The organism is Aureimonas altamirensis, assembly GCF_001463885.1.
GTDB classification, from domain to species: Bacteria; Pseudomonadota; Alphaproteobacteria; order Rhizobiales; family Rhizobiaceae; genus Aureimonas; species Aureimonas altamirensis.
In genome coordinates this window covers 170,872-194,759 of the sequence record NZ_BBWQ01000005.1, presented here as the reverse complement: position 1 = coordinate 194,759, position 23,888 = coordinate 170,872, and the positions used below count along the sequence as shown (strand labels likewise).

General features: G+C 65.7%; 16 protein-coding genes and 1 tRNA gene. 7 read left to right on the top strand and 10 right to left on the bottom strand.

Features of this window, described 5'->3' with window-relative positions; translation table 11 throughout:
- Positions 1 to 4: 4 nt before the first annotated feature.
- Together AUL31_RS03740 and AUL31_RS03735 are read left to right on the top strand one after the other, a co-directional pair.
- Entirely contained in the window at positions 5 to 6,460 is a 6,456-nt protein-coding gene (locus tag AUL31_RS03740) for a type I polyketide synthase (protein WP_060601507.1), read from the top strand.
- A gap of 221 nt (positions 6,461 to 6,681) precedes the next feature.
- Positions 6,682 to 8,376: a GMC oxidoreductase gene (locus tag AUL31_RS03735; RefSeq protein ID WP_060601502.1), complete on the top strand. Its 1,695-nt coding sequence runs from the start codon at positions 6,682 to 6,684 to the stop codon at positions 8,374 to 8,376.
- A 39-nt stretch (positions 8,377 to 8,415) separates the two neighbouring features.
- Here AUL31_RS03735 and AUL31_RS03730 read toward each other — a convergent pair whose 3' ends face one another.
- Both AUL31_RS03730 and AUL31_RS03725 read right to left on the bottom strand, forming a co-directional pair.
- Positions 8,416 to 9,612 (bottom strand): glycosyltransferase family 4 protein, encoded by a 1,197-nt coding sequence (locus AUL31_RS03730; protein WP_060601499.1) that lies wholly within the window; start codon positions 9,610 to 9,612, stop codon positions 8,416 to 8,418.
- Positions 9,613 to 9,733: 121 nt separating this feature from the next.
- Positions 9,734 to 10,576, bottom strand: coding sequence for a UDP-2,3-diacylglucosamine diphosphatase (locus AUL31_RS03725; RefSeq protein WP_060601496.1), 843 nt, complete (start codon positions 10,574 to 10,576; stop codon positions 9,734 to 9,736).
- A gap of 233 nt (positions 10,577 to 10,809) precedes the next feature.
- Here AUL31_RS03725 and AUL31_RS03720 point away from each other — a divergent pair, with 233 nt between their 5' ends.
- Positions 10,810 to 13,116 carry an NADP-dependent malic enzyme gene (locus AUL31_RS03720; protein WP_060601493.1) on the top strand — a complete coding sequence of 769 codons (2,307 nt, stop codon included), beginning with the start codon at positions 10,810 to 10,812 and terminating at the stop codon, positions 13,114 to 13,116.
- 54 nt (positions 13,117 to 13,170) lie between these two features.
- Here the strand turns inward: AUL31_RS03720 and gltX are convergent, their stop codons facing one another.
- The gene (gene gltX, locus AUL31_RS03715; protein ID WP_060601490.1) at positions 13,171 to 14,553 is read right to left on the bottom strand and encodes a glutamate--tRNA ligase; all 1,383 of its coding nucleotides are present in this window, start codon (positions 14,551 to 14,553) and stop codon (positions 13,171 to 13,173) included.
- A gap of 36 nt (positions 14,554 to 14,589) precedes the next feature.
- Positions 14,590 to 14,898 (bottom strand): hypothetical protein, encoded by a 309-nt coding sequence (locus AUL31_RS03710; RefSeq protein WP_060601487.1) that lies wholly within the window; start codon positions 14,896 to 14,898, stop codon positions 14,590 to 14,592.
- 111 nt (positions 14,899 to 15,009) lie between these two features.
- Here AUL31_RS03710 and AUL31_RS03705 point away from each other — a divergent pair, with 111 nt between their 5' ends.
- A complete protein-coding gene (locus tag AUL31_RS03705; RefSeq protein WP_082646766.1) occupies positions 15,010 to 15,660 on the top strand; it encodes a DedA family protein in 651 nt (216 codons plus the stop codon).
- Positions 15,661 to 15,717: 57 nt separating this feature from the next.
- Here AUL31_RS03705 and AUL31_RS03700 read toward each other — a convergent pair whose 3' ends face one another.
- The 5 genes from AUL31_RS03700 to rpiA all read right to left on the bottom strand — a co-directional run bounded on the left by AUL31_RS03700 (position 15,718) and on the right by rpiA (position 20,620).
- Complete coding sequence (locus AUL31_RS03700) at positions 15,718 to 17,100, bottom strand: class II 3-deoxy-7-phosphoheptulonate synthase (RefSeq protein WP_060601484.1); 1,383 nt, start codon at positions 17,098 to 17,100, stop codon at positions 15,718 to 15,720.
- An 85-nt stretch (positions 17,101 to 17,185) separates the two neighbouring features.
- A complete protein-coding gene (locus tag AUL31_RS03695) occupies positions 17,186 to 17,821 on the bottom strand; it encodes a gamma-glutamylcyclotransferase family protein (protein ID WP_060601481.1) in 636 nt (211 codons plus the stop codon).
- Positions 17,818 to 19,212, bottom strand: coding sequence for a glutathione-disulfide reductase (gor, locus tag AUL31_RS03690; RefSeq protein ID WP_060601478.1), 1,395 nt, complete (start codon positions 19,210 to 19,212; stop codon positions 17,818 to 17,820). The genes AUL31_RS03695 and gor overlap by 4 nt, the downstream gene beginning before the upstream one ends.
- Positions 19,213 to 19,297: 85 nt before the next feature.
- Positions 19,298 to 19,828: a DUF2059 domain-containing protein gene (locus tag AUL31_RS03685; RefSeq protein ID WP_244489304.1), complete on the bottom strand. Its 531-nt coding sequence runs from the start codon at positions 19,826 to 19,828 to the stop codon at positions 19,298 to 19,300.
- Between the two features lie 96 nt (positions 19,829 to 19,924).
- On the bottom strand, positions 19,925 to 20,620 hold the full coding sequence (gene rpiA, locus AUL31_RS03680) for a ribose-5-phosphate isomerase RpiA (protein ID WP_060601464.1): 696 nt from the start codon (positions 20,618 to 20,620) through the stop codon (positions 19,925 to 19,927).
- 158 nt (positions 20,621 to 20,778) lie between these two features.
- Here rpiA and AUL31_RS03675 point away from each other — a divergent pair, with 158 nt between their 5' ends.
- Positions 20,779 to 21,492 carry an HAD family hydrolase gene (locus AUL31_RS03675; protein ID WP_060601461.1) on the top strand — a complete coding sequence of 238 codons (714 nt, stop codon included), beginning with the start codon at positions 20,779 to 20,781 and terminating at the stop codon, positions 21,490 to 21,492.
- A gap of 65 nt (positions 21,493 to 21,557) precedes the next feature.
- Positions 21,558 to 21,632: transfer RNA gene (locus tag AUL31_RS03670), tRNA-Val, on the top strand.
- A 92-nt stretch (positions 21,633 to 21,724) separates the two neighbouring features.
- Here the strand turns inward: AUL31_RS03670 and AUL31_RS03665 are convergent.
- Positions 21,725 to 22,699: a LysR family transcriptional regulator gene (locus AUL31_RS03665; protein WP_060601456.1), complete on the bottom strand. Its 975-nt coding sequence runs from the start codon at positions 22,697 to 22,699 to the stop codon at positions 21,725 to 21,727.
- Positions 22,700 to 22,886: 187 nt separating this feature from the next.
- Here AUL31_RS03665 and AUL31_RS03660 point away from each other — a divergent pair, with 187 nt between their 5' ends.
- On the top strand, positions 22,887 to 23,855 hold the full coding sequence (locus AUL31_RS03660; protein WP_409359934.1) for an agmatinase: 969 nt from the start codon (positions 22,887 to 22,889) through the stop codon (positions 23,853 to 23,855).
- The last annotated feature ends 33 nt before the right edge of the window (positions 23,856 to 23,888 follow it).

The following is a 23,888-nucleotide window of genomic DNA, read 5'->3' as shown; positions in this document are numbered from 1 at the left end:
CGAGATGGCCAACGAGACGATTTCACCCAACGACATTGCCATTGTCGGCATGGCGCTGCGCGTACCTGGCGCCAGGAACGTGCAGGAGTTCTGGGACAATCTCTGCAACGGAGTGGAATCGATCCGCACCCTCAGCCGTGAAGAGCTGATCGAGGCGGGGGAATCACCCGACCGCATCCACCACCCCAATTACGTGCCCCGCGCTGCCGACCTTGCCGATATGGAGCAGTTCGATGCGGACTTCTTCGGGCTCAGCCCCAAGGAAGCGGCCATCATGGACCCGCAGCATCGCCAGTTCCTGGAATGCGCCTGGGAGGCGATGGAAGATGCCGGGCGCACGCCCGACGCCACCGCCGGCCCCGTCGGCGTCTTCGCCGGCTGCGGCATGGGCAGCTATTTCTACTTCAATGTCTGCAGCAATCGGCAGCTGGTGGAAGACACCGGCATGTTCCTGCTGCGGCACACCGGCAACGACAAGGACTTCCTGTCCACGCGCGCCTCCTTCACCTTCGATCTGCGCGGCCCCAGCGTGAATGTGCAGACCGCCTGCTCCACCTCGCTCGTCGGCGTGCACTATGCCTGCCAGAGCCTGATGAGCGGCGAGTGCGACATGGCGCTGGCCGGCGGCGTGACGATCGAGCTGCCGCACCGCCGCGGCTATACGTTCCAGGACGGCGAGATCCTGTCGCCCGACGGCCATTGCCGCGCCTTCGACCATCGTGCCGCCGGCACGGTGTTCGGCAGCGGCGTCGCCATCGTCGCGTTGCGGCGTCTGTCCGATGCCATCGCCGATGGCGACGTCATCCATGCGGTCATCAAGGCCAGCGCCATCAACAATGACGGCGGCACCAAGGCCGGCTACCTCGCACCCAGCGTCTCCGGCCAGGCCGAGGCCATCGTGGAGGCCCAGGTTCTTTCCGGGCTGGATGTCGAAACGATCGGCTATGTCGAATGCCACGGCACCGGCACCTATCTCGGCGATCCGATCGAGGTGGAGGCGCTGACGCAGGCCTTCCGTCAGGGCACCGACAAAACCGGCTTCTGCCGCATCGGCTCGGTGAAAACCAATATCGGCCATCTCGATACGGCGGCCGGTGTGGTCGGCCTCATCAAGGCCGCCCTGGTGGTCAAGCACGCAATGGTGCCGCCCAGCCTCAACTACGAAAAGCCCAACCCGTCCATTCCCTTCGCCGACAGCCCCTTCGTCGTCAACGACCGGCTCAACGCGTGGACCGATCTGGGCGCCCCCCGGCGCGCCGCCGTCAACTCTCTCGGCGTCGGCGGCACCAATGCCCACGTCATTCTGGAGCAGGCCCCGGCCGGCCATGGCGGCGGACGTACGGACACCGCCGACAACGACAACGCCCCGCGCCTTCTGGTGTTCTCCGCCCGCAACCGCAAGGCGCTCGACGGCGCCGTCGCGCGCCTGTCGGCGCGGCTGAAGCAGGATGCCTCGCTGAGCCTCGCAGACACGGCCTTTACCCTGGCCACCGGCCGCAAGACGTTCGAGCATCGGCGCGTGGTGGCCGTGCGTGGACGCGGCGACGCCATCGAGGTGCTGGGCGACGCCGAAACGCGCCGCGCCTTCACGCATACGGCACTCGACGCCCCCGCCGGCGCGGTCTTCCTGTTCCCCGGTGGCGGCGCACAGCATACCGGCATGGCGGCGCGCCTTTACGCCGAGGACAAGGCTTTCCGCGCCACGGTCGAGGAAGGGCTTGCCGCCCTTGCCCCGGAAGCCGCGCGCGAAATCCGCGCTGCCTGGCTCGAGGCGCCTGCCGGCGATACGAAGGCGGCAGAGACGCTTCTGAGGCCATCGGTCCAGCTTCCCGCCATCCTCATCATCGAAATCGCCGTCGGCCGGCACCTGATGGCGCATGGCATCCAGCCGCAGGCGCTGATTGGCCATTCGATGGGCGAGAATGCGGCGGCCTGCCTTGCCGGCGTCTTCTCCTTTGCCGATGCCGTGCGCCTGGTTCGGCTGCGCGGCGAACTCTTCGCCACCATCGCGCCCGGCGGCATGCTCAGCGTGCCGATGGATCCGGCGGCCTTGAAGGCACGCCTGCCCGAGGCGCTCGATCTTGCTTCGGTCAACGCGCCGCAGTTCTGCGTCGTATCGGGCCTCAACGAAGATCTGGAGGCGTTCCGCCAGTCGCTGGCCGCCGACGGGATCGACGCGACGCGCGTTCCCATCGACATCGCCGCCCATTCGCGGATGCTCGACGCGATCCTGCCGCGCTTCGAAGCTTTCCTTCGCACGATCCGTCTTGGCGCTCCGCGCATCCCCATCGTTTCCAACCTGTCGGGAACGTGGCTGACGGACACGGAAGCCACCGACCCGCTCTACTGGTGCCGCCATCTGCGCTCCACCGTGCAGTTTGCGCTGGGCATGGGGCTTCTGGCGCAGGACAAGGCCCGCATCTATGTCGAGGTCGGCCCTGGCCGCGCCCTGTCGTCGCTTGCCAAGGCGCAGGGGTCGATCGACGCCAACCAGATCGTCAACGCCCTGCCCCATGCCGACGAGAAGGGTGACGACCGGCTGAGCCTGATGGCCGCCCTCGGCCGCCTCTGGGCAACCGGCCTGGCCGGCGATTTCGACGGTCTGTGGACCGCGCCGGGCGCCCGCCGCGTCTCGCTGCCGACCTACGCCTTCCAGCATCGCCGCTACTTCATCGAGGCGGCCGCCCGCGAACAGCAGGGCTCCGACGCCCCGGCGCTGGTGCGCCAGGAAGATCTGTCGCAATGGGGTTACCGCCCGGTCTGGAAGCGTTCCGTCGCCGACATCGAAAGCGATGGCGAGATGGCGAAGCGCTTCTGGCTCGTCTTCGAGGACGAAGCCGGCGTCGGCGCCGAGATCACCGGGCGCCTGCGCGCCCTCGGACACCGTGTGGCCACGGTGCGGCAGGGCGACAATTTCGGCAAACGCGGACCGGACTCCTACGTGGTGTGCCCGGAAGGCGACCGGTCGGGCTATGACGCGCTGTTCAGCGGGCTCGCCGCCGATGGCGAACTGCCCACCGAGATGCTCCATCTGTGGCTGCTGACGCAGGGCGAAAAGCATCGCCCCGGTTCCAGCTTCTTCCACCGCAACCAGGAATGCGGCTTCTACAGCCTGCTGCACCTGTCGCAGGCGATGGCCGACGCCGGCATCGCCGCCCCGCTGCACCTGACGGTCGCCACCAACGGCATGCAGCGCGTGGGCGACGAGGCCCTGCCCTATCCGGACAAGGCCACCGTTCTCGGCCCCTGTCAGGTCCTGCCGAAAGAGATGCCGGGCGTCACCGTCCGCGTCATCGATTTCGACCTGCCGCGCGCGGCTTCCGGTGCCGAAAAGCGCCGGGGCCTGTTCGTCCGGGGCAAGGCCGAGGCCGGACCCGCATCCGGCACGACGCCCGACGATCTGTGGAACGAGCTTCTCGGCGCGCCGGCATCCGAAATCGTGGCGTGGCGCAAGGGCCTGCGCTGGAGCCGCAGCCATGCGGCGCTGAAGCTGCCCGAGACGGGCGAAGTGCCCTACCGCACCGGCGGCGTCTATCTGTTCACCGGCGGCCACGGCGACCTGCCGCTGGCGCTGGCCCGCCAGCTCGTGGAGCGGCATGCGGCACGCATCGCGCTGGTCGGCCGCCGCGCTTTGCCTGCCCGCGAAGAATGGCCGAGCCTGAAGCATGCCCTGGCCCGGGGCGACCGCCTGCGCACGCTGATCGAAGCCGTCGAGGCCATGGAGGCCGCAGGCGGCGACGTCCTGTGCCTGTCCGCCGATGTCGGCAACCAGGAAGCGATGACCGCCGCCGTGGAAGAAACCCGCCGCGCCTTCGGGCGCATCGACGGAGTGTTCCATGCCGCCGGCCTCGTCAAGGATGACCTGATCCCGCTGAAGACGCATATGGACATCGAAGAGGTGTTCAGCCCGAAGGTACTGGGCACCAATGTCCTGGCCGACGTGCTCGACCGGGAAACGCTGGATTTCCTTGTCCTCTTCTCGTCCACGAGCACCGATACGGCCCCGGCCGGGCAGGTGGACTACGTTGCGGCCAACGCCTACCTGAACGCCTTTGCCGAAGCCGAGCGTGGCCGCAGCAACCGCAAGACGGTGGCCGTACACTGGGGCATCTGGGACGAGACCGGCCTTGCGGCACGCGCCATGGGCCGCGCCCGCGCCGACACCACCGGCCAGCCGGTGCGCCACGGCCCGTTCTTCGAGCGGTGGGAAGCCGACGCCGACGGCGTCGACTGGCTGGAGCGGACCGTTTCGCCCGAGCGCGACTGGCTCTTGTCCGAGCATCGGCTGACATCGGGCACGGCGCTTCTGCCGGGCACCGGCTATATCGAACTCATTGTGGAAGCCGCGCGCGAATATGGGCTGCCGTCGCAGTTGACCATATCGGACCTCGTCTTTCTGCGGCCGCTGGACGTGGCCGACGGCGAAGAAAAGATCGTGCGCACCCGCCTGGAAAAGCGCAAGGACGGCTGGCGCGTCGCCATTCTGGCGGCGAGCGCCGGAACGGTCTGGCAGCGCCACGCAGAGGCATCGCTGCGCTTCGGCGCCGGAAAGGCCGGCACTCTCGACGTTCGCTCCGCCTTCGAGCGGTGCCCGGACCGGCGCGCAGCGCCGGAGGGCGGCTCGCTGGTTGCCGCGCAGGAAGGCCATGTCCGCTTCGGCCCGCGCTGGCGGGTGCTCAAGCAGCTCGGCCTCGGCCAGGGCGAAGCGCTGGCCGAGCTGACGCTGGCGCCGGAAGCCGGCGCCGACGCCATGCTGCTGCATCCGGCCCTGATGGACATCGCCACGGGCTGCGCGATGGAGCTGATCCCCGGCTACGGGGAGACGGATGTGCTTTGGGCGCCTGCATCCTACGGCAGCATCAAGGTTCACGCGGCCCTGCCGCGCCAGATCTACAGCCATCTGCGCCTGGCCGACGCCGACGACCTCGGTGAGGGCTATGCCGCCTTCGACGTGACGTTGGCCGGCCCCGACGGCGTCGCCGTGGTGGAGATCGAGCGCTTCATCATCAAGCGTCTTGCCAGCGATACCGGCTTTGCCGGCGGCGAAGCCGCCGCCCCGCTGGCGCCGGCAACGACCCCGTCCCTGTCACCGGCCGTGGCGGCACTTGCCGCGCAGGTGGCGCAGGGCATACGGCCGGCAGAAGGGTTCCAGCTTCTGCAGAGAGCGCTGGCCACCCAGGAAACGCAGCCGATCATCTCGTCGATCGACCTGCACGCGCTGATCGCCCGGGCGGCGCAGCCTGCTGCGGAACCGGCCCGTCCGGCACAGCTTTTCGAGCGTCCGGCCTCGGAGCGCGATTACGTGGCGCCGCGTAATTCGGTGGAGCGCCGCCTTGCGGCCTTCTGGCGCGAATTGCTGGGCATCGAGGAAATCGGCGTCGACGACAGCTTCTTCGACATGGGCGGCCACTCGCTGATCGCCGTGCGCCTGTTCCGCATGATCCGCCAGGAGTACGGCGTCGACTTCCCCATCTCGGTCCTGTTCGAGGCGCCCACCATCGCGGCCTGCGCGCGGTTGATCGCCGAAAGGACGGGCATCTCCGACGAGGGCGAGGAAGCCACTGCAACCCCGGGCGCGGAAACGGCGGCCGCCACGCGCATGACGCATCTGGTGGCCATGCATCCCGGCCGCGATCCCAAGGCAACGCCGTTCTTCCTGTGCGCCGGCATGTTCGGCAACATCCTGAACCTGCGCCATCTGGCATTGCATCTGGGCGCCGACCGCCCCGTCTACGGGCTGCAGGCGCGTGGACTGTACGGGATGGAGGCTCCGCACGAGACGTTCGAGGGCGCGGCCGCCGACATACTGGCGGAAATCCGCATGGTGCAGCCGCACGGACCCTACCTTCTGGGCGGCTTCTCGGGTGGCGGCATCACCGCATTCGAGATCGCGCGTCAGTTGACGGAAGCGGGAGAAACCGTCGAGCGCCTCATCATGCTGGATACGCCTTTGCCGACGCAGCCGGCGATCAGCCAGATCGACCGCTTCGACATGAAGTTGCAGGATATCCGGCGCAACAAGCTGTCCTTCGTCTCGCAATGGTGGCGCAACCGCATGCTGTGGGAAAAGGAGAAGCGCGAGCGCGAATCCGCCGCGGCCGGCGAGACCGGCGGCGAGCAGTTCCACAACCATAATATCGAGACGGCCTTCCGCCGTGCGCTCGAGCTCTACAATGTGCGGCCCTATGGCGGGACGGTGCACCTGTTCCGTCCTGTTCCGGAGGTCGTCTACCGCCTGCGCGATGGCCGCCGTCTGCAGGAAGGCCGCACCATCGTCCTGGACGACAATGGTTGGACGCCGCATGTCGACGAGCTGGTCGTCTCCATCGTTCCGGGCGACCATGACGGAATGGTGCTGGAGCCCTGCGTGCGCGTTCTGGCGCAACGCATGCGCCAGTGCCTGGCCGAAGCGGAGGCCGCGCGCGGCAACGATGACGGGATGCTGATGGCGGCGGAGTGATCCGCCGCCTACCCCTAAAGACTCTGTAACGATGCCGTGAAAGTAGAGATTGAAGCGGGGATTATTTTCCAGTTCAATGCGAACGTCTTGAACCGTGTTGCAACCAAGCTTTCCCAACCTGCTGTTTAGATGCGGTTTTGTAGAATTATTTTAACCTTTTTACGAGAAAGCCCCGCCTCCTTTTTCCGGCGTCGGCATCTCAACCACTCGGAAAAACCCATATGATCCACGATGATTTCGATGGCCTTGGGACATCCTTTTCCGGCGTTTGCATCGTCGGGGCCGGACCTGTCGGCATTACATTGGCAGTCGAGCTTGAGCGACTGAAGATACCTGTCCTGCTGCTGGAATCCGGCGGTCACCGCCAGTCCGACTCCATCCAGGCGCTGGCCGAAGCGGACTTCGCGACGCCCGACCGGCACGACGACATGAGCGTGGCGACGGCGCGTGCGCTTGGCGGTACATCCAACCTGTGGGGCGCACGCTGCGTCATCTACGATCCGGTCGACTTCGTTCCGAGGCCCGGCCTGGTGAATGCGAACTGGCCCATCTCGTATGACGATATATTCCCGCATTACGCGCGGGCATGCCAGATCGCGGATGCCGGCGACGTCGTCTACAGCGCGCCGATCCCGGGCGTCACCTGCGCGGACGACAGCTTCAGCTTCGATACGCTGGAGCGCTGGGCCAACGAGCAGAAGCTTCATGTCACCCATCGCAAGCTTCTGGCCCGCAGCCCGCTGATCGATGTCCGGCTGCGCTGCGTCGTCACCGATATCGGCATTTCGCCCGATGGGCGGGTGCGCGACGTGGAAATCGTCCGTGCCGACGGCGGGGAACGGCGGCGCCTCGGCGTAGACAGGCTCGTCATCGCGGCCGGGGGGCTGGAAAGCGCCCGGCTTCTGTTGGCGACGCAGCGCCGGCATGCAAACCTGTTCGGCGGGCCCGATGGCCCTCTCGGCCGATACTACATGGGACATCTGATCGGCGAGATCGCCGACATCACCATGGCGACAGGCGATATCGACAAGGCTTTCGACTTCTTCGTCCACGACAGCGGTTCCTATGTCCGCCGGCGCTTCGTGCCCAGCATGGAGACCCAGCTTCGAGAGGGCGTCCTCAACACCGCTCTGTGGCCGGTGGTGCCGCCTGTGGCCGATCCGCGCCATGGCAGCCCCATCCTGTCGCTCGTCTATCTGGTGATGGCGCTGGGACCTGTCGGCCGTCTCATCGTCGCCGAGGCGATCCGCCGGCGGCACATTCCCGATGCCCCGCGCGAGATCAGGGCGCACCTGCAGAACGTCTTGAAGGGTGCGCCGGAAGCGATGGCCCAGGCCGCCGGCTTCCTAATGCGCCGCTATGGCCGTCGCGAGCGCCTGCCCGGCCTGTTCGTGCATAATCGCAACCGGCGCTACGGCCTGTCCTATCATTCCGAGCATAGTCCCGATCCGCTCAGCCGCGTCTGGCTGACCGACAAGACCGATGCGCTGGGATTGCCAAGGCTGGAGATCGATCTGCGTTTTCCGCGCTCGGACGCCCAATCGGTGGTCAAGGTGCACGATTTGTTCGAGACCTGGCTGGAGAAGACTGGCTTCGGCCGGATCGACTATCGCATGCCGCGCGAAGAGCGTGTGGCCGCCGTCATGGCCCAGGCACGGCACGGCACGCACCAGATCGGCATGGTCCGCATGGGCGCCAACGCCCGCGACAGTGTCGTCGACGGCAATCTGCGCAGCTTCGACCTGCCCAATCTGTTCGTCACCAGCACGGCGGTTCTGCCGACCTCGGGTCAGGCCAACCCCACCCTGACGGCCATGGCCCTTGCCGTGCGCCTTGCCAACCGCCTTTCGGCGGAAAGCGAAGGCAAGGTTACGCCATTTCGCAAGGTGAACATGCGCGGCAGCGTCGCGGCTTAAGCCGCGACGGCATTGCCGGAGCCGTCTCGGAACCGGCCTTCAGGCCCTGAACAGTTCGGCGAGGTAACCTGCCTCGCGCGACAGATCATGGCGCTGGCGCACCAGCGCCTGTCCGCGCCGGCCCATATCCTCGCAGGCGACATCCGGCGTCTCGAGGCAGCGGCGCATCGCATCGGCGGCATCTTCGACGGAGCCGGCGCCGAAGAGCCAGCCCGTCTCCCCTTCCTTCACCAGTTCGGGGATAGCGGCGATCTCGGTGGCCAGCACCGGCCGGCCGAGCGCATAGGCTTCCATGATGACTACCGGTAGTCCTTCGGCAAAGCTTGTCAGGATCATCGCCCGCGCCGCCAGAAGCTGCGCGCGCACCTCTTCGCCGCTGGCCCAGCCGGTTATGCGCACGACGCCCTCCAGCCCTTCCGACCGGATGAGACCATCGATCTCGCTTCGCAACTCGCCGTCGCCAACGAGAACCAGCTCGAAATCCACGCCCTGCCGGTGCAGCAGGCCAGCTGCCTGTACCAGGATCCAATGCCCCTTCTGTCCGCCAAGCCGGCCGACGCAGACCAGCCGCCTCGGGTGGGAGGGCGGTGGCGGATTGTCGAGGAAATAGTCCGGGTCGAGCCCGCAGCGGACGATCCGCACCTTGCCCCAGTCTTCGAAGGCGGCCCAGCGGAAGATCTGGCTGGCGCAGAAATGGCTGATTGCCGCGACGAAGCGGGCGCGCGCCACCTTCTCACCGAGTTTCATGAAGCGCGGCGCATCGAATTCGTCGGGCCCGTGGACGGTGAAGCTGTAGGGGATGTCCGAAAGGCAGGATGCCAGCATGGCGACTTCCGCCGAGTTGGTCCCGAAATGCGCATGGATATGCGTTGCCCCGGCCTTCTCCAGATACTCGACGAGCAGGCAGGCCTCGGCCAAAGTGATGGCATGGAGCGCGGCAGAGCGGTCGCTGCGCCGCATCATCGCCACCGTCAGCTTGACCGCCTGCCCGAATTTTGCGGGCCGCTTCACGGCCAGCCGCATCATCGCCGCGGCCAGCGGCCGTGCGCCGTCCTTCAACAGGTAAAAGGTGCGCTGCTGCTCTGCCCGGTCGTCCGGGTCCACAAGGTCGGCGTCCCATCCACGCATTGCGGTTCGCACAACCGTCTGGCCGGCGGCTTCCAGTGCCAGGATCTCGCGGCGGATGAAGCTGTGGCTCGTCTTGGGATATTGATTGATGAGATACGCGACCTGCATTCCAGAGCACCCGGCTGAAAGACTTGAAGATTTGGCGTTACGCCAAGGTATAGCGTCTTTCCGCCAGGAAGCCCGCGCGCCTTCGGAATGCTTGCTTCGTCAATTGGTGGTAGGCGGCCCCTCAGGCCGCAACGGGCTCGGCCGCGCGTTCCGCCTCGTGCCCGGTGACGCCCTGCATGCCATGGCCGGTCCAGCGGATCATCTCGAAGGTGCCGTCGTGCCGTTCGCCGATGGCCGTGCAGCTTTCCACCCAGTCGCCGGTATTGATGTAGGTGATGCCGGCCCGCTCTGCGATGGCGGCATGATGGATGTGACCGCAGATCACGCCCTGGCATCCGCGCCGCAGCGCCTCGCCAGCCAGCGCATCCTCGAAGGCGCCGATGAAGCTGACGGCGTTCTTGACCTTCAGCTTGGCCCAGGACGACAACGACCAGTAGGGAAAGCCGGCCCAGCGCCGCATGCGGTTGAAGACATGGTTGACGGCGATGGCGGCGTCGTAGGCCCAGTCGCCCAGATAGGCGATCAGCCGCGCATTGCGCACCACGACATCGAATTCGTCGCCATGGATAACGAGGTATCGGCGCCCGTCGGCCGCCTCGAAGACATCGTCGATGCGCACTTCGATACCGCCGAAATGCTCGCCGGGAAACGGCCTCAGAAACTCGTCGTGATTGCCCGGTATGTAGATGATGCGGCTGCCCTTGCGCGCCTGCCGCAGAAGCTTCTGCACGACATCGTTGTGCGAGGCCGGCCAGTGCCAGCTACGACGCAGACGCCAGCCATCGACGATATCGCCGACGAGATAGATGGTCGGCGCGGTGTGAAAGCGCATGAAGTCGACCAGCAGCTCGGCCTGCGCGGCCTTCGAGCCCAGATGAACATCGGAAAGGAACAGCGTGCGGAACTGCCGCGCGATGGTGGCGGGTGCGGCGGTGCCGCCAGGCACGTCCGATATGGAGTCCATGGGGCTGCGAGCTCCTGTTTACCTGCAGTGCAGCCAATGCCCGATTCCCATGACATCCATATGATACTGCGCCGACCTCAGGCATTGCACGGATCGATGCCAAACTGTTTCGAATGACCGAAGCACAACAAATGCGTGTAGGGGATGCCCAGACCTTTGCGCGGCGTGCGCCGATGTTCTAGACGAGACCTTCCGCCTCCTGGCGGGGCTGCCCATACAACAGCGAGGAACCGATGCCCGGAACAGAAGACATCCAGCCGAACCAGCCGAACCGGGATCTCGACGCACAGGCCTTGTTCTACCATCGATATCCGCAGCCGGGTAAGCTGGAGATCCGCGCCACCAAGACGCTCGGCAACCAGCGCGATCTGGCGCTTGCCTATTCGCCCGGCGTCGCCGCGCCCTGCCTGGAAATCGAAAAAGACGCTTCGCTGGCAGCCGACTACACCGGCCGCGCCAACCTCGTGGCCGTCGTGTCCAACGGAACCGCGGTTCTGGGCCTCGGCGATATCGGCCCGCTGGCCTCCAAGCCGGTGATGGAGGGCAAGGCGGTCCTCTTCAAGAAATTCGCCAATATCGATGTCTTCGACATCGAGGTGGACGCAAGGGAAATCGACCGGCTGGTCGATGTCGTGGCCGCGCTGGAGCCTACCTTCGGCGGCATCAACCTCGAGGATATCAAGGCCCCCGAGTGCTTCGAGGTGGAAGAGCGACTTCGCGCCCGCATGGGTATCCCCGTCTTCCACGACGATCAGCACGGAACGGCCATCATCGTGGCCGCCGCCGTCCGCAACGCGCTTCTTCTGGCCGGCAAGGCCATCGAGGACGTGAAGATCGTCACCTCGGGCGCCGGCGCGGCAGCCCTCGCCTGCCTAAACCTGCTCGTATCGCTCGGCGCGCGCCTGGAAAACATCACCTGCACCGATATCGAAGGCGTCGTCTACAAGGGCCGCGAAAAGCGCATGGACCGCTGGATGGAGGTCTACGCGCGCGATACCGAGGCCCGCACTCTGGCCGATGTGATCGGCGGCGCGGATATCTTCCTCGGCCTGTCGGCCGGCGGCATCCTGAAGCCCGAGCTGCTTGAAAAGATGGCCGAGCGGCCACTGGTGATGGCGCTGGCCAACCCCACCCCCGAAGTGATGCCCGATCTGGCGCGGGCCGTGCGCCCGGATGCCATGATCTGCACCGGGCGGTCGGACTTTCCCAACCAGGTCAACAACGTCATCTGCTTTCCCTTCATCTTCCGTGGCGCGCTGGATTGCGGTGCGACCTCGATCAACGAAGAGATGAAGATCGCCGCCGTCGACGCCATCGCGGAACTGTCGCGAGAGGAAGTGTCGGAAGTTGCGGCCAAGGCCTATGGTTCGGAGACGCCCGTCTTCGGGCCCGACTATCTCATCCCCTCACCCTTCGATCCCCGTCTGATCCTGAAGATCGCGCCGGCCGTGGCGCGCGCCGCCGAGGCCACCGGCGTCGCCTCGCGCCCCATCTCCGACTGGGATGCCTATCTGGACAAGCTCAACCGCTTCGTCTTCCGCTCCGGCCTGATCATGAAGCCGGTGTTCGCCGTGGCGCGCAAATCGGGCAAGCGCATCATCTTTTCCGACGGTGAAGACGAGCGCGTGCTGCGCGCCGCCCAGGTGCTGCTGGAGGAAAACATCTGCCAGCCCATCCTGATCGGGCGTCCGAGCGTCCTGCAGACGCGCCTTGAGCGTTTCGGCCTGCGCATCCGTCCCGGCAAGGATTTCGAAGTCGTCAACCCGGAAGACGACCCGCGCTACCGCGACTATGTGGACCATTATTTCTCCAAGGTCGGCCGTCTGGGCGTCAACCCGGACACCGCCCGCACCATCGTGCGCACCAACACCACGGTCATCGGCGCGGTGTCGGTTTCCCGCGGCGAGGCGGATGGCCTCATCTGCGGTCTTGCGGGCCGCTTCTCGCGCCATATCCGTGATATCCGCCACGTTATCGGCGCAACGCCCGGCGTGTCGAAGATCTCGGCCCTCAGCCTGCTGATCACGCAGTCGGGCCCGCTCTTCTTTGCCGATTCCTACGTGCAGGAAGACCCGTCCGCTGCCGATATCGCCGAGTTCACCCAGCTTGCCGCCAAGGAACTGGACCGCTTCAACATCGCGCCCAAGGTCGCGCTGGTGTCGCACTCCAACTTCGGCACCGGTGAAACGGAAGATGCGATCAAGCTGCGCGAGGCGCTCGCCATCGTGCGGCAGGCCATGCCGAACCTGGAAATCGACGGAGAAATGCATGGCGACGCCGCATTGTCGGAAGAGCTGCGCAGCCGCGTGATGCCGCAGTCGACGCTAACGGGCGTTGCCAATCTGCTGATCTTCCCCACGCTGGATGCAGCCAACATCACCATGAACGTCGTCAAGGCGATGACGGATTCGCTGCATGTCGGCCCGATCCTGCTGGGCACCAACTCGCCGGCGCACATCCTGACCCCGTCGGCCACCTCGCGCGGCGTGGTCAACATGACGGCCATCGCCGTGGCCGAAGCGGTCCAGAAGCGCGGCTGACCGTCAGGCAATTCGGCAAAGGCGGGCTCGCCCGCCTTTGCACCCCCCTATTGTTCAGGGAATGCGCTGCACGGTGCGGGCATGGCCGATGACGGGCAGAAGCGCGGCCAGTTCGGGGCCATGGTCCACCCCTGTCAGCGCCAGGCGAAGCGGCATGAAAAGCCCCCGGCCCTTGCGGCCGGTCGCGGCCTTCACGGCATTGGTCCACACGCGCCAGGTGTCGCCATCCCATGGCTCTGCCGGCAGAAGCGTGAAGGCCGTGCGCAGGAACTCAAGATCCTCGCCCGAAAACACGATCTGCGATGGCCCGCGATAGACGATGCGTGCCCATTCCGCGGCGTCGGCAACCTTGCTGCAATTGCCGCGCACCGCCATCCAGAAGGCTTCCGCATCCTGTGGCGGGACATCGAACTCTGCAAGCCGGGCCGCGACCGCCTCGGCAGACAGCTCATGCGTCAGCTCCGCGTTCAGGCGCCCAAGTTCCGCAGGGTCGAACTTCGCGTTGGAGGACGACACCTGCGACAGGTCGACACGCGCGCCGAGCGCACCAAGGCTTTGCATCGGCTCGATGGACCCGGATGCACCCACAAGTACGGCCAGCGAGGCGATCGCCATCGGCTCATAGCCTTCGTCCCGCAGAGTACGGATGGATAAGGCGCCCGAGCGCTTGGACAGGCCCTCGCCGTCCACCGTCGTCAGAAGATTATGATGGCCGAGCGTCGGCACGGCGTAATCCAGCGCCTCGAAGATTGCGATCTGCACGCCACTGTTCGTCACATGGTCGTCGCCGCGGATGACATGGGTGATCCCCATGGCGCCGTCATCGACGACGGACGGCAGCGTGTAGAGATAGGACCCGTCTTCCCGCACCAATACAGGGTCCGACAGCGACGCCAGATCCACCGTCTGCGGCCCGCGCACCAGATCGTCCCAATGCACCTCGGTGCGCTGCGTCTCGAAGGGGCTGGATGCGAAGTTCGGCAGCAGAAAGCGCCAATGCGGGCGGATGCCCCGTGCCTCGAAGGCGGCACGTTCCTCGGCCGTCAGCGCCAGCGCCTCGCGGCCGTAGACGGGCGGCAGGCCCCGCGCCATCAATCGCTTGCGGCGACGCTCCAGCTCATCGGCCGTCTCGTAGCACGGATACAGCAGCCCCTTGCCGCGCAGCTTCTCGGCGGCGGCGTCGTAGAGGGCCAGCCGGTCCGACTGCCGCACCACCTCGTCCGGGTGGATGCCGATCCACGCGAGATCGTCGAAGATGGCGTCGGCATATTCCCGGCGCGATCGTGCGGTATCGGTATCGTCGAAACGCAGAACGAAGCGCCCCGGCGCGGCTGCCGGCCGCTCCTTGGCGAACAGCCAGTTGAACAAGGCCGGCCGCAGATTGCCGATATGGATGTAGCCCGTGGGCGACGGGGCGAAGCGAACGATGACACTCATGGCCGGAGCCTTATTCCGCGGTACGGGTGAAAGCAATCAAATGTCCAGGCCGCGCTGTACGATGGGCGCAAGGACGCTGGAGGCAATCAGCCATGCCGATATGGCAAGGCCGCACGCCGTGAAGACGGCGCCGACCACGAATTGCCGCATCGCGTGCCGCCTGTCGGGCTCGGCCGTGCGGCCGAAGGCCAGCGGCTGCGTTACCTGTCCGAGATCGGCCCACATCGTCGTCGCGCGTGGCTCGCCGGCACGGATGCGCCGGATCGTCAGAAGGAAGCGGACGAGAAACAGAACGCCGACGACGGTGGCCGCCATGGCAATGTCGCCCGCCGGTGGAATAAGCATTGCGAAACTGGCTCCTTGTCTACCGTGACGATAGATGCTTAAGCATCCACGCGCGGTGGAGCAAGGTGGCGCATACCTTGAGTGACAAAGCGCGACCCATGCGGAGGCATCTTGTACGAAATCCTCGGACTCATCGACCGGTTCGGCTTGATCATCGTCTTCGTCGGCACCTTCTTCGAAGGCGAGGTCTTCGCGATCATCGGCGGCTTTCTGGCCTACAAGGGCAGCCACTCACTGCAACTCATGATGAGCCTCGCCTTCGTCGGCTCGTTCCTGGGTGATCTCGCTGTCTTCCTGTTCGCCCGCTACTTCTCCAACCATCGCTGGGTCCGGCGCTGGATCCGCAAGCCCAAATTTGCCAAGGCTTTGCGCCTCGTGGACAGGTTCCACGCCTATTTCGTCATCGTGAACCGCTATGTCTACGGCCTGCGCATGCCGGGGCTGATCGCCCTCGGCCTGTCCAGCATCACCGTGCCACGCTTCCTGATCCTCAACTTCATCGGCGCCGGCCTGTGGGCCTGCATCTTCACGTCCATCGGCTACGTCTTCGGCTACTCGATCAGCTCCGTCTTTGCCCGGCTCGAAACCGTGGAGCATGTGGTGCTGTATGTCCTCATAGGGTTGGCCGTCGCGCTGGCGCTGTATCTCGGCTGGCGGCAGTTCGGCCCCATGTGGGGAAAAGGCCGGCAGGAGGATCAGCCCGTGGCGCGCGTCGGCCATGTCGGCCCGCTGACCGACGAAGAAAAGACCGTCCAGAAATAGAGAACCCCCGGAGCTGCGCTCCGGGGGTTCGTAGTCGATCGTCAGAGGCGCCGCCTGTCAGAAATTGACGGCCGTGCGCGTTTCACCTTGCGCGTGATGCTTCTTGACCAGCTCCGCAACCAGGAATGCAAGCTCCAGCGCCTGGTTGGCATTCAGGCGGGGGTCGCAATGCGTGTGGTAACGGTCCGACAGGTCTTCCGCCAGGACAGGCCGGGCGGCGCCGCCGGTGCATTCCGTCACGTCCTTGCCGGTCATCTCGACATGGATGCCGCCGGGGTGCGTGCCCTCGGCCTGATGCACGTTGAAGAAGGCCTGCACCTCCGCGAGGATGCGGTCGAAGGGCCGGGTCTTGTAGTCGTTCACGGTAATCGTGTTGCCGTGCATGGGGTCGCACGACCACACGACCTTGCGTCCTTCCGCTTCCACGGCGCGGATCAGCTTGGGCAGATGCGCTTCGACCCGCTCGTGTCCGAAGCGCGTGATCAGCGTCAGCCGGCCTGCCTCGTTCTGCGGGTTGAGGCGGTCGATCAACCGCAGCAGATCGCTCGGGTCCAGGCTCGGCCCGCACTTCAGCCCGATCGGGTTGCGGATGCCACGGCAATACTCGACATGCGCGTTCTCGAGCTGCCGGGTGCGGTCGCCGATCCAGATCATGTGGCCGGAGGTGGCATACCACTCGCCACTGGTGGAATCGACGCGCGTCAGCGCTTCCTCGTAGCCCAGAAGCAAGGCTTCGTGGCTGGTGAAGAAATCGGTTTCGCGCAAAGCGGGATGGTTTTCGGAATTGATGCCGATCGCCCGCATGAAGTTCATCGTCTCGGAAATCCGATCCGCGATCTCACGGTATCGCTCCGCCTGCGGCGAGCCCGACAGGAAGCCGAGCATCCACTGGTGGACGTTATCGAGGTTGGCGTAACCGCCCTGCGCGAAGGCGCGCAGAAGGTTCAGCGTCGCGGCAGACTGCCGGTACGCCATTTCCTGCCGCTCCGGGCTGGGAATGCGCGAGGCCTCGTCGAATTCGATGCCGTTGACGATGTCGCCGCGGTAGGAGGGCAGCGTCTTGCCGCCCTTGCTTTCGGAGTTCGACGAGCGCGGCTTGGCGAACTGCCCCGCGATCCGCCCCACCTTCACGACGGGCGAAGAGGCGGCGAAGGTCAGGACGACGGCCATCTGCAGGAACGCGCGGAAGAAGTCGCGGATATTGTCCGCGCCATGCTCGGCGAAGCTTTCGGCACAATCGCCGCCTTGCAGCAGGAAACCACGGCCCTCGGCGACCTCGGCAAGCGAGCGCTTCAGTTTGCGGGCCTCACCTGCAAAAACGAGGGGCGGAAAGCTGGCAAGACGCTTCTCCGTTTCGGCCAAGGCGGCCGGATCCGGATAGTCGGGAACCTGCTCGATATCCTTCGAGCGCCAGGTTGCCGGTGTCCAATCCTTCGTCATTGCCCCATTCTCCTGCGGAAGCTTTACGCATCAAGCTGGCTGTTTAAACACCAATGGTCTGAATTGTCACGGCAAAAAGGCCGTGTCAGCCAAGCGGCAGATGGGTAGCGCCGCGCGCCGAGACAAGCGCATCGAAAAGGGCGGCCTCCCCCTCTTCGAGCTCTACCGGGCGTGGATAACGCGGCGCATGCCTGTCTTGCAGCACCGCCGTTCGGAAACCTTCGGTCTCATCCACGAAGCGCTCCAGCCCCGCACGTCCGTACAGAGCGTGGAAGCCCTGCATGACGGCATCCAGATAGGATTGGAGAATGAATGCGCCCGCTTCGGATGCCGTCTCCTCGTCGGCAGATGCCTCGTAGATGAACAGGGGCACCTCGCCCGGCGCCGGATCTTCCACCACGATCCTGTCGGCTGTGACGACGCGGCGCATGTAGCCGGCCTCGCGCTCGTCCACCAGCGGCAGATGATCGGCGAGGTCGTAGACGATGACGCCCTGCGTCACGAAATCCTCTGTGGGCCGCACCGACAGAAGCGCCGGCACCGGCTGCGGCCGCGGCAGCCAGAAGCGCCGCCACCCGGCCACCTCGGCGCGACGAATACCCAGGAAACGCGTGCGCAGCGTTCGGCGATTGACCAGAGAGCCATACCCGAAATAGGCGACGACCCGCCCCTCGCCGATCAGCGCGGCAAGGTCGGGGTGGTCGTCATGGATAAGGCTCATGCGTCTTCCACCGCGCCATCGCGCAGGATGTAGCTGGGCGTGTACATGGTCACGAGTTCTTCGGCGGCCGTCGGATGTAGCGCCATGGTGCGGTCGAAGTCGTCCTTCGTCAGCCCGGCCTTGACGCAGATTCCCAGCACCTGCGCCAGTTCGCCGGCGTCCGGGCCCAGAATATGCGCGCCGACGACCTTTCTGCTTTCCCCGTCCACGACGAGCTTGGTGATCATCTGCTCGTCGCGGCCGGCCAGGATGTTGCGCATCGGGCGGAACCGCGCCGTATACACCTCCACAGTGCGGAACCGCTCCCCGGCCTCGCACTCGGTCAGGCCGGTGGTGCCGATCTCGGGTTGGGAGAACACCGCCGTCGGCACCGTTTCAAGGTCCGGCTTGGTCGGCTTGCCGAGAAACTCGGTATCCACGAAGCACATCGCCTCGTGAATGGCGACCGGCGTCAACTGCAGGCGGTTGGTGACGTCGCCAAGCGCCCAGACCGATGGCGCGCTCGTGCGGGAATAGTCGTCGACCTCTATCGCGCCGAGGTGATCCAGCGTCACCCCGGCCTTCTCGCAGCCGAGGTCTTCGGTGTTCGGTTTGCGGCCGACCGCCAGCATCACCTCGTCGGCGTCGAGCCTGTCGCCGCCCTTCAACACCGCCTCGAACCGGCAATCGGCCTTCTGGCGCACTTCGACCAGCGTATCCTCGCACCGAATGTCGATGCCCTTGCGCTGCATGGCCGCGCTGACCCCGTCGCGCAGATCGTCGTCGAAGCCGGCAAGGATCTTCTTGCCGCGATAGACAAGCGTCACATGCGCGCCGAGGCCGTGGAAGATGTTGGCGAACTCAACCGCGATGTAGCCACCGCCCAGGATAACGATCCGCTCCGGCAGGCGCTTCAGGTGGAACGCCTCGTTGGAGGTGATGCAGTGCTCTGCGCCCGGCATGTCGGCAAAGGGGTTCGCCCGTCCGCCCACGGCGATCAGGATGCGCTCGGCGGTCACGACGGTGTCCGTTTCCAGAAGGCGCACCGCGTGCGGCCCTTCAAGGACGGCGCGGGTCTTCAGGATCTCGGCGCCGGCCTTTTCGAGGTTACGGGTATAGATGTCTTCCAGCCGCTGGATTTCGGCATCCTTGGCGGCGATCAGCGTGGCCCAGTCGAATCGTGTTTCGCCGACCGACCAGCCGTAGCCGGCGGCGTCTTCGAACTCTTCCGAGAATTTGGAGGCGTAGACGAGAAGTTTCTTCGGGACGCAGCCGCGGATGACGCAGGTTCCGCCCATGCGGAATTCTTCCGCAATGGCAACCTTGCGACCCAGCGCGGCGGTGCGCCGCGCCGCCCGCACCCCGCCCGAACCGCCACCCATCACGAAGAGATCGTAGTCGTAGTGGCTCATCGGGCGCCCTCAATTTGCGGGGACTGGTAGCGTGAAGGGGGCGCGCCATGCACGCGCCACCGAAAGGCCGGAGACGGCGAAGGGCTTACTGGGCCGGGGCGGTGTTGCCCGCGGCCGGCGCCAGCTGGCGCATGCCGGCTTCTGCCGACTGGCGCAGATCGCGCACGATGCCGTTGGCCCAGATATCGGCTGCGCCCATCGTTTCGCGGACGGCGGCGGGGCCCTGTGCCAGAAGCTTGCGGCCTGCTTCCGAAGCATAGAACTGGCCGATCTCGCGCAGTTCCTGCTCGGTGAAGATCTTGGCGTAGATGCGGGCGATCTCGTTTTCGAGGTCGGCGCGGCGCGGCGCCAAGGCGATCGCGTTGTCGTCGACCATCGTGGAGATTTCCGACTGCAGGTTCGGGTTGTTGACGATCAACTCCGCCTTGATCTGCGTCGCCGCGTTCAACAGGATCTGGTCGAACTGTTCGGTCGTGTCTATGGCGTCGACGGCCTGCCGGGCCGCTGCAAGGTGCGACGGGCTGATTTCCTGCGCGGAAGCGGGAACGGCCGACAGTATGAGCAGGGCAGCCGCGGCGCACATGGACCGACGCAACTTCAGCTTCAGAACTTTCAAAGTTCCATCTCCATGGATTCGAACATGAGCTGACTGCTCACTAATGAATAAATCGGAGCCGGGGAAGCCCCTTGCGACCGATGGACCGCCGAGACCTTACCTTTCCAGCACGCGAATGCCAGTGTCGGAGGCAAGGACTACCGAGGTCGCCAGTCCGAGGAACAGGCCGTGCTCGACAACGCCGGGCACCGCGTACAATGCGGCAGACAGCGCTTCTGGATCGGGAATGCGGCCAAAAGATGCATCGATGATCAGGTGTCCGCCATCGGTGAAGAACGGCTCCTCCCCCGTCTTGCGCAATGTCAGCCCGCCGCTGAGCCCAAGAAGCCCGGCAGCCCGCTCGATGGCGAGATAGGTGGCGACCAGCCCGAAGCCGTTCACCTCGATCGGCAGCGGGAACGCCCCCAGCGTCTCGACCTGCTTGGACGCATCGGCGATCACGATCATGCGCGCAGAGGCAGCGGCCACGATCTTTTCACGCAGGAGCGCGCCGCCACCGCCCTTGATCAGGCGCAGGGCAGGATCGACCTCGTCCGTGCCGTCGATGGCAAGGTCGAGTTCGGGTGTCTCGTCGAGCGTGGTCAGCGGCACGCCGGTTTCGCGGCAGAGGCGCGCGGTGCGCTCGGACGTCGGCACGCCGACGATCTCCAGCCCCTCGCGGACTTGCTCGGCCAGAACGCGCACGAAGGCCTCGGACGTCGACCCGGAACCGAGGCCAAGCCGCATCCCGCCCTCCACATGGGCAAGCGCGGCGCGTGCCGCGTCTTCCTTCAGGCGTGCTGCATCACTCATTTCGCAGTCCTTCGTATAGGGTACCGCCGGCGCGGCGAATCCCCGTGCTGGCCACAAGCTGCAATCAGCCCCGTTTAATGCGTTTGCCGCAGGCGCGGAAGCCGTCCCTTTGCCCTGCCTCCGCTTGACGCCGCGGCACAGGCAGGTTTGATGCCGCTATGACCGTTTCGACAGCCACGCCCATTGCGCCTCCCATCGCCATATTCGATCTCGACGGCACGCTGGTGGACACCGCGCCGGACCTGACCGGCAGCCTTAACCATTGCCTCGCACGCCGGGCGATGGCGCCGGTCACGCTGGATATGGTGCGTCCTTTTGCCGGGCACGGTTCCCGCGCCATGCTGAAGGCGGCCTATGGCTGGGCCGCCCGGGATCTCGGCGAAGACGAGCTCGACGAGCAGGTCGCCTGCTTCCTGTCCTTCTACGAGGCTAACATCGCCCGTCATTCGCTGCCCTTCCCCGGCGCGGTCGATGCGCTCGACCGCTTGCAGCAAGCGGGGTTCGTGCTGGCGGTGTGCACCAACAAGAGCGAGCGGCTGGCGCGGCTGCTGCTCGATTCGCTCGGGCTTTCGGCGCGTTTCGCGGCGATTGCCGGCTTCGACACCTTCGCGGCGCGCAAGCCCGACGCCATCCATATCACCGGCACCATCGAACAGGCCGGCGGCAACCCTGCCCGGGCGGTAATGATCGGCGACACGCGCACCGATACCAGCGCGGCCCTCAATGCCGGCATTCCGTCCATCCTGTTGGGGTTCGGCTATGACGCGAATGCGGAGGCACGGGCCGAGGCAAGCCATGTTGCCGACGATTACGCCGCCGTCACGCCGGAGCTCGTGCACAAACTGTGGCAGGAGCATGCAATAGCCGGTTGACGGGACAGGCCCGGCCCGACTATATCGGCGCACCTTCGCAGCCGGACACACCGGGACGCTGCATCGGGCGCGTAGCTCAGCGGGAGAGCACCTCGTTCACACCGAGGGGGTCACAGGTTCGATCCCTGTCGCGCCCACCATATTTTGCAGAACCTTGAGCGGTGCAGCGCATGCCGCCGCCCATGAAACCGCACACGAAACCATCCAGACATCGCGCCAAACAAACTGAGGCTCAGCCCAGCATCGCCCTGGCCTTCGCGGCCGTGCCGCTTTTGCGCGCGACGTCGATCAGCACGTCGCGCAAGGCCGAGACGGCCTGCGAAACGATCCTGTCTCTTTCATGCACGACCGAGAACACCGTGGAGGTTATCAACTCCTCCGAGCCGGGAACCACGATGAAGGGGCGCCGCATTCGCGTGCCCTCCACGAAGTGATCCGGCAGAAGGCCAACGCAACGACCCGTATTGATGAGCGTCGCAACCGCCTCCAACCCGCTGGCCTCACATGTCCAGGCCGCGGCGATGCGCCGTGACATCCGGCCCGGCCCCTCTTTGGTGAAGCGGCGCACCACCACGCCATAGCCCCGCGTCGCCAGCCTGTGCAGATGGGGTGCAGGCTCCCCCGGCTGCGGGCAGCAGTAAAGCCGCGTCTTTTCCAGAAACAGCGGCTCTCCCACCAGCGTCTCGCCGGTAGCATGTTCCGCCGACGTCACGCCCAGGTGCACCTCGCGGTCGCCGATGGCCTGCACGAGCTGGTCGGGTGGATAGATCGACAGGGATAAACGCACCGAAGGGGCCATTCGCTGGAACAGCTCGATCGCATCCGAGATCTTCGCGTCCGTATTCGTCAGGCAATTGTCGCAAAGTCCAAAGCGGACCTCTCCTTCCAGCGTCTGGTGCGCCCGGTTGATAAGATTGCGCGCCGTATCCAGAGCGTCGTCCATGGCGGCCGCAGCGGCATAGACCTCCCGCCCGTAATCGGTGAGCGCAAATCCCTTCGGGCCGCGCGCGCATAAAGAGCCGTCGAGCCGCAGTTCCAGCGCGCGCACGGCGCGGCTGGCCGCCGTCTTCTCGATGCCGAAGCGCTCCACAGCCGCGGTAATCCCTCCGGCATCCGCGACCTGCCGGAACATCTGCATATTGCGCAAGTCGATGGTTGAAAGCGCACCGATCTGCCGGTGCGTCGGGTTCAGGAGACGCGGAGCCATCGGCCCGCACCTCGCTCCGCATCGCATGGTTGCGGATTTTGCAACCGCGGCTCGAAACTCGTCCTTCTCACCGACTGCGCCCCATGAAAGATTAAAAAATAGGTCTGGTTATTTCTTAATCATGACCGCGGTCCACCGCAATGCCGGCATGACCGTTCGTTTCAGCGCCTGCCCGAAGAGAAGCCAAATGACGACCATGCCCCTGACGGTTCCTGCTGCCACGTCCTACGGCAGTTTCCTGTACTCGACCGTGGATACGGACCTCGATTCCCTTGCGGCCGACATCGCCTTTCTCGGCATTCCCCACGGCAGCGCCTATACGCCTGATGCGCTCAGCAACGACCAGATCAACGCGCCCGACACCATCCGTCGCATGACGGATCGTGTCTCGCGCTCACTCGAGCGGCATGATTTCGATGTCGGCGGCCCGATCTACGACAACCGTCCGGTGCGCGCGGTGGATGTCGGCAACGTGCCATACGACCTGGAAGTGCCGGGCGGCGGGCATTTCGCGCGGGCCGAAGAGGCCGTGCGCAAGATCCTGAAGGCGGGGGCGATGCCCATCACCTTCGGCGGCGACCATGGTATTCCCATTCCCATCTTCCGCGCGCTGTCGGAACTTGGCGGAGACCCGATCACCCTCGTGCAGATCGACGCCCATATCGATTGGCGCAACGACGTGAACGGCGTTCACGACGGCCTCTCCAGCCCGATCCGCAGGGCATCGGAAATGGCGCATATCGGTGAGATCTTCCAGATCGGCATTCGCGCCCAGGGCAGCGGCCGGCCGGAAGAGTACGAAGCGGCCATGGCCTACGGGGCGCAGATCATCCCGGCTTTCGAGGTGCATGATGGCGGCATCGACGCCGTCCTGGCGCGCATTCCGGCCGGCGGGCGCTATTACATCACCATCGATGCCGACGGCCTCGACCCTTCCGAGGCGCCGGGCGTCGAAGGCCCCGCGCCCGGCGGACTGACCTTCCATCAATGCCGCCGCCTCATCCACGGCCTTGTCGGCAAGGGGCGCGTCGTCGGCATGGATATCGTCGAGATCACCCCCGCGCGCGACGTCAACAACATCACCTCGATCGTTGCCGGCCGCCTTGCGGTGAACCTGATCGGCGCGGCCGTCCGCGCCGGATATTTCGACCGTTGAACCGGTTTTCCATCCCCTGAGCCAGGAGCATAA

Excerpts from the sequence above, each read along its gene's own strand:
- gltX (WP_060601490.1), bottom strand. The coding sequence starts at position 14,553 with ATGAGTGTCATCGTTCGCTTCGCCCCGTCGCCCACGGGCTACATCCAT.
- AUL31_RS03710 (WP_060601487.1), bottom strand. The coding sequence starts at position 14,898 with ATGCTTATTCCACCGGCGGGCGACATTGCCATGGCGGCCACCGTCGTC.
- AUL31_RS03725 (WP_060601496.1), bottom strand. The coding sequence starts at position 10,576 with ATGGACTCCATATCGGACGTGCCTGGCGGCACCGCCGCACCCGCCACC.
- gor (WP_060601478.1), bottom strand. The coding sequence starts at position 19,212 with ATGAGCCACTACGACTACGATCTCTTCGTGATGGGTGGCGGTTCGGGC.
- AUL31_RS03735 (WP_060601502.1), top strand. The coding sequence starts at position 6,682 with ATGATCCACGATGATTTCGATGGCCTTGGGACATCCTTTTCCGGCGTT.
- AUL31_RS03665 (WP_060601456.1), bottom strand. The coding sequence starts at position 22,699 with ATGGCTCCGCGTCTCCTGAACCCGACGCACCGGCAGATCGGTGCGCTT.
- AUL31_RS03675 (WP_060601461.1), top strand. The coding sequence starts at position 20,779 with ATGACCGTTTCGACAGCCACGCCCATTGCGCCTCCCATCGCCATATTC.
- AUL31_RS03730 (WP_060601499.1), bottom strand. The coding sequence starts at position 9,612 with ATGCAGGTCGCGTATCTCATCAATCAATATCCCAAGACGAGCCACAGC.
- AUL31_RS03660 (WP_409359934.1), top strand. The coding sequence starts at position 22,887 with ATGACGACCATGCCCCTGACGGTTCCTGCTGCCACGTCCTACGGCAGT.
- AUL31_RS03720 (WP_060601493.1), top strand. The coding sequence starts at position 10,810 with ATGCCCGGAACAGAAGACATCCAGCCGAACCAGCCGAACCGGGATCTC.
- rpiA (WP_060601464.1), bottom strand. The coding sequence starts at position 20,620 with ATGAGTGATGCAGCACGCCTGAAGGAAGACGCGGCACGCGCCGCGCTT.
- AUL31_RS03700 (WP_060601484.1), bottom strand. The coding sequence starts at position 17,100 with ATGACGAAGGATTGGACACCGGCAACCTGGCGCTCGAAGGATATCGAG.
- AUL31_RS03740 (WP_060601507.1), top strand. The coding sequence starts at position 5 with ATGGCCAACGAGACGATTTCACCCAACGACATTGCCATTGTCGGCATG.
- AUL31_RS03695 (WP_060601481.1), bottom strand. The coding sequence starts at position 17,821 with ATGAGCCTTATCCATGACGACCACCCCGACCTTGCCGCGCTGATCGGC.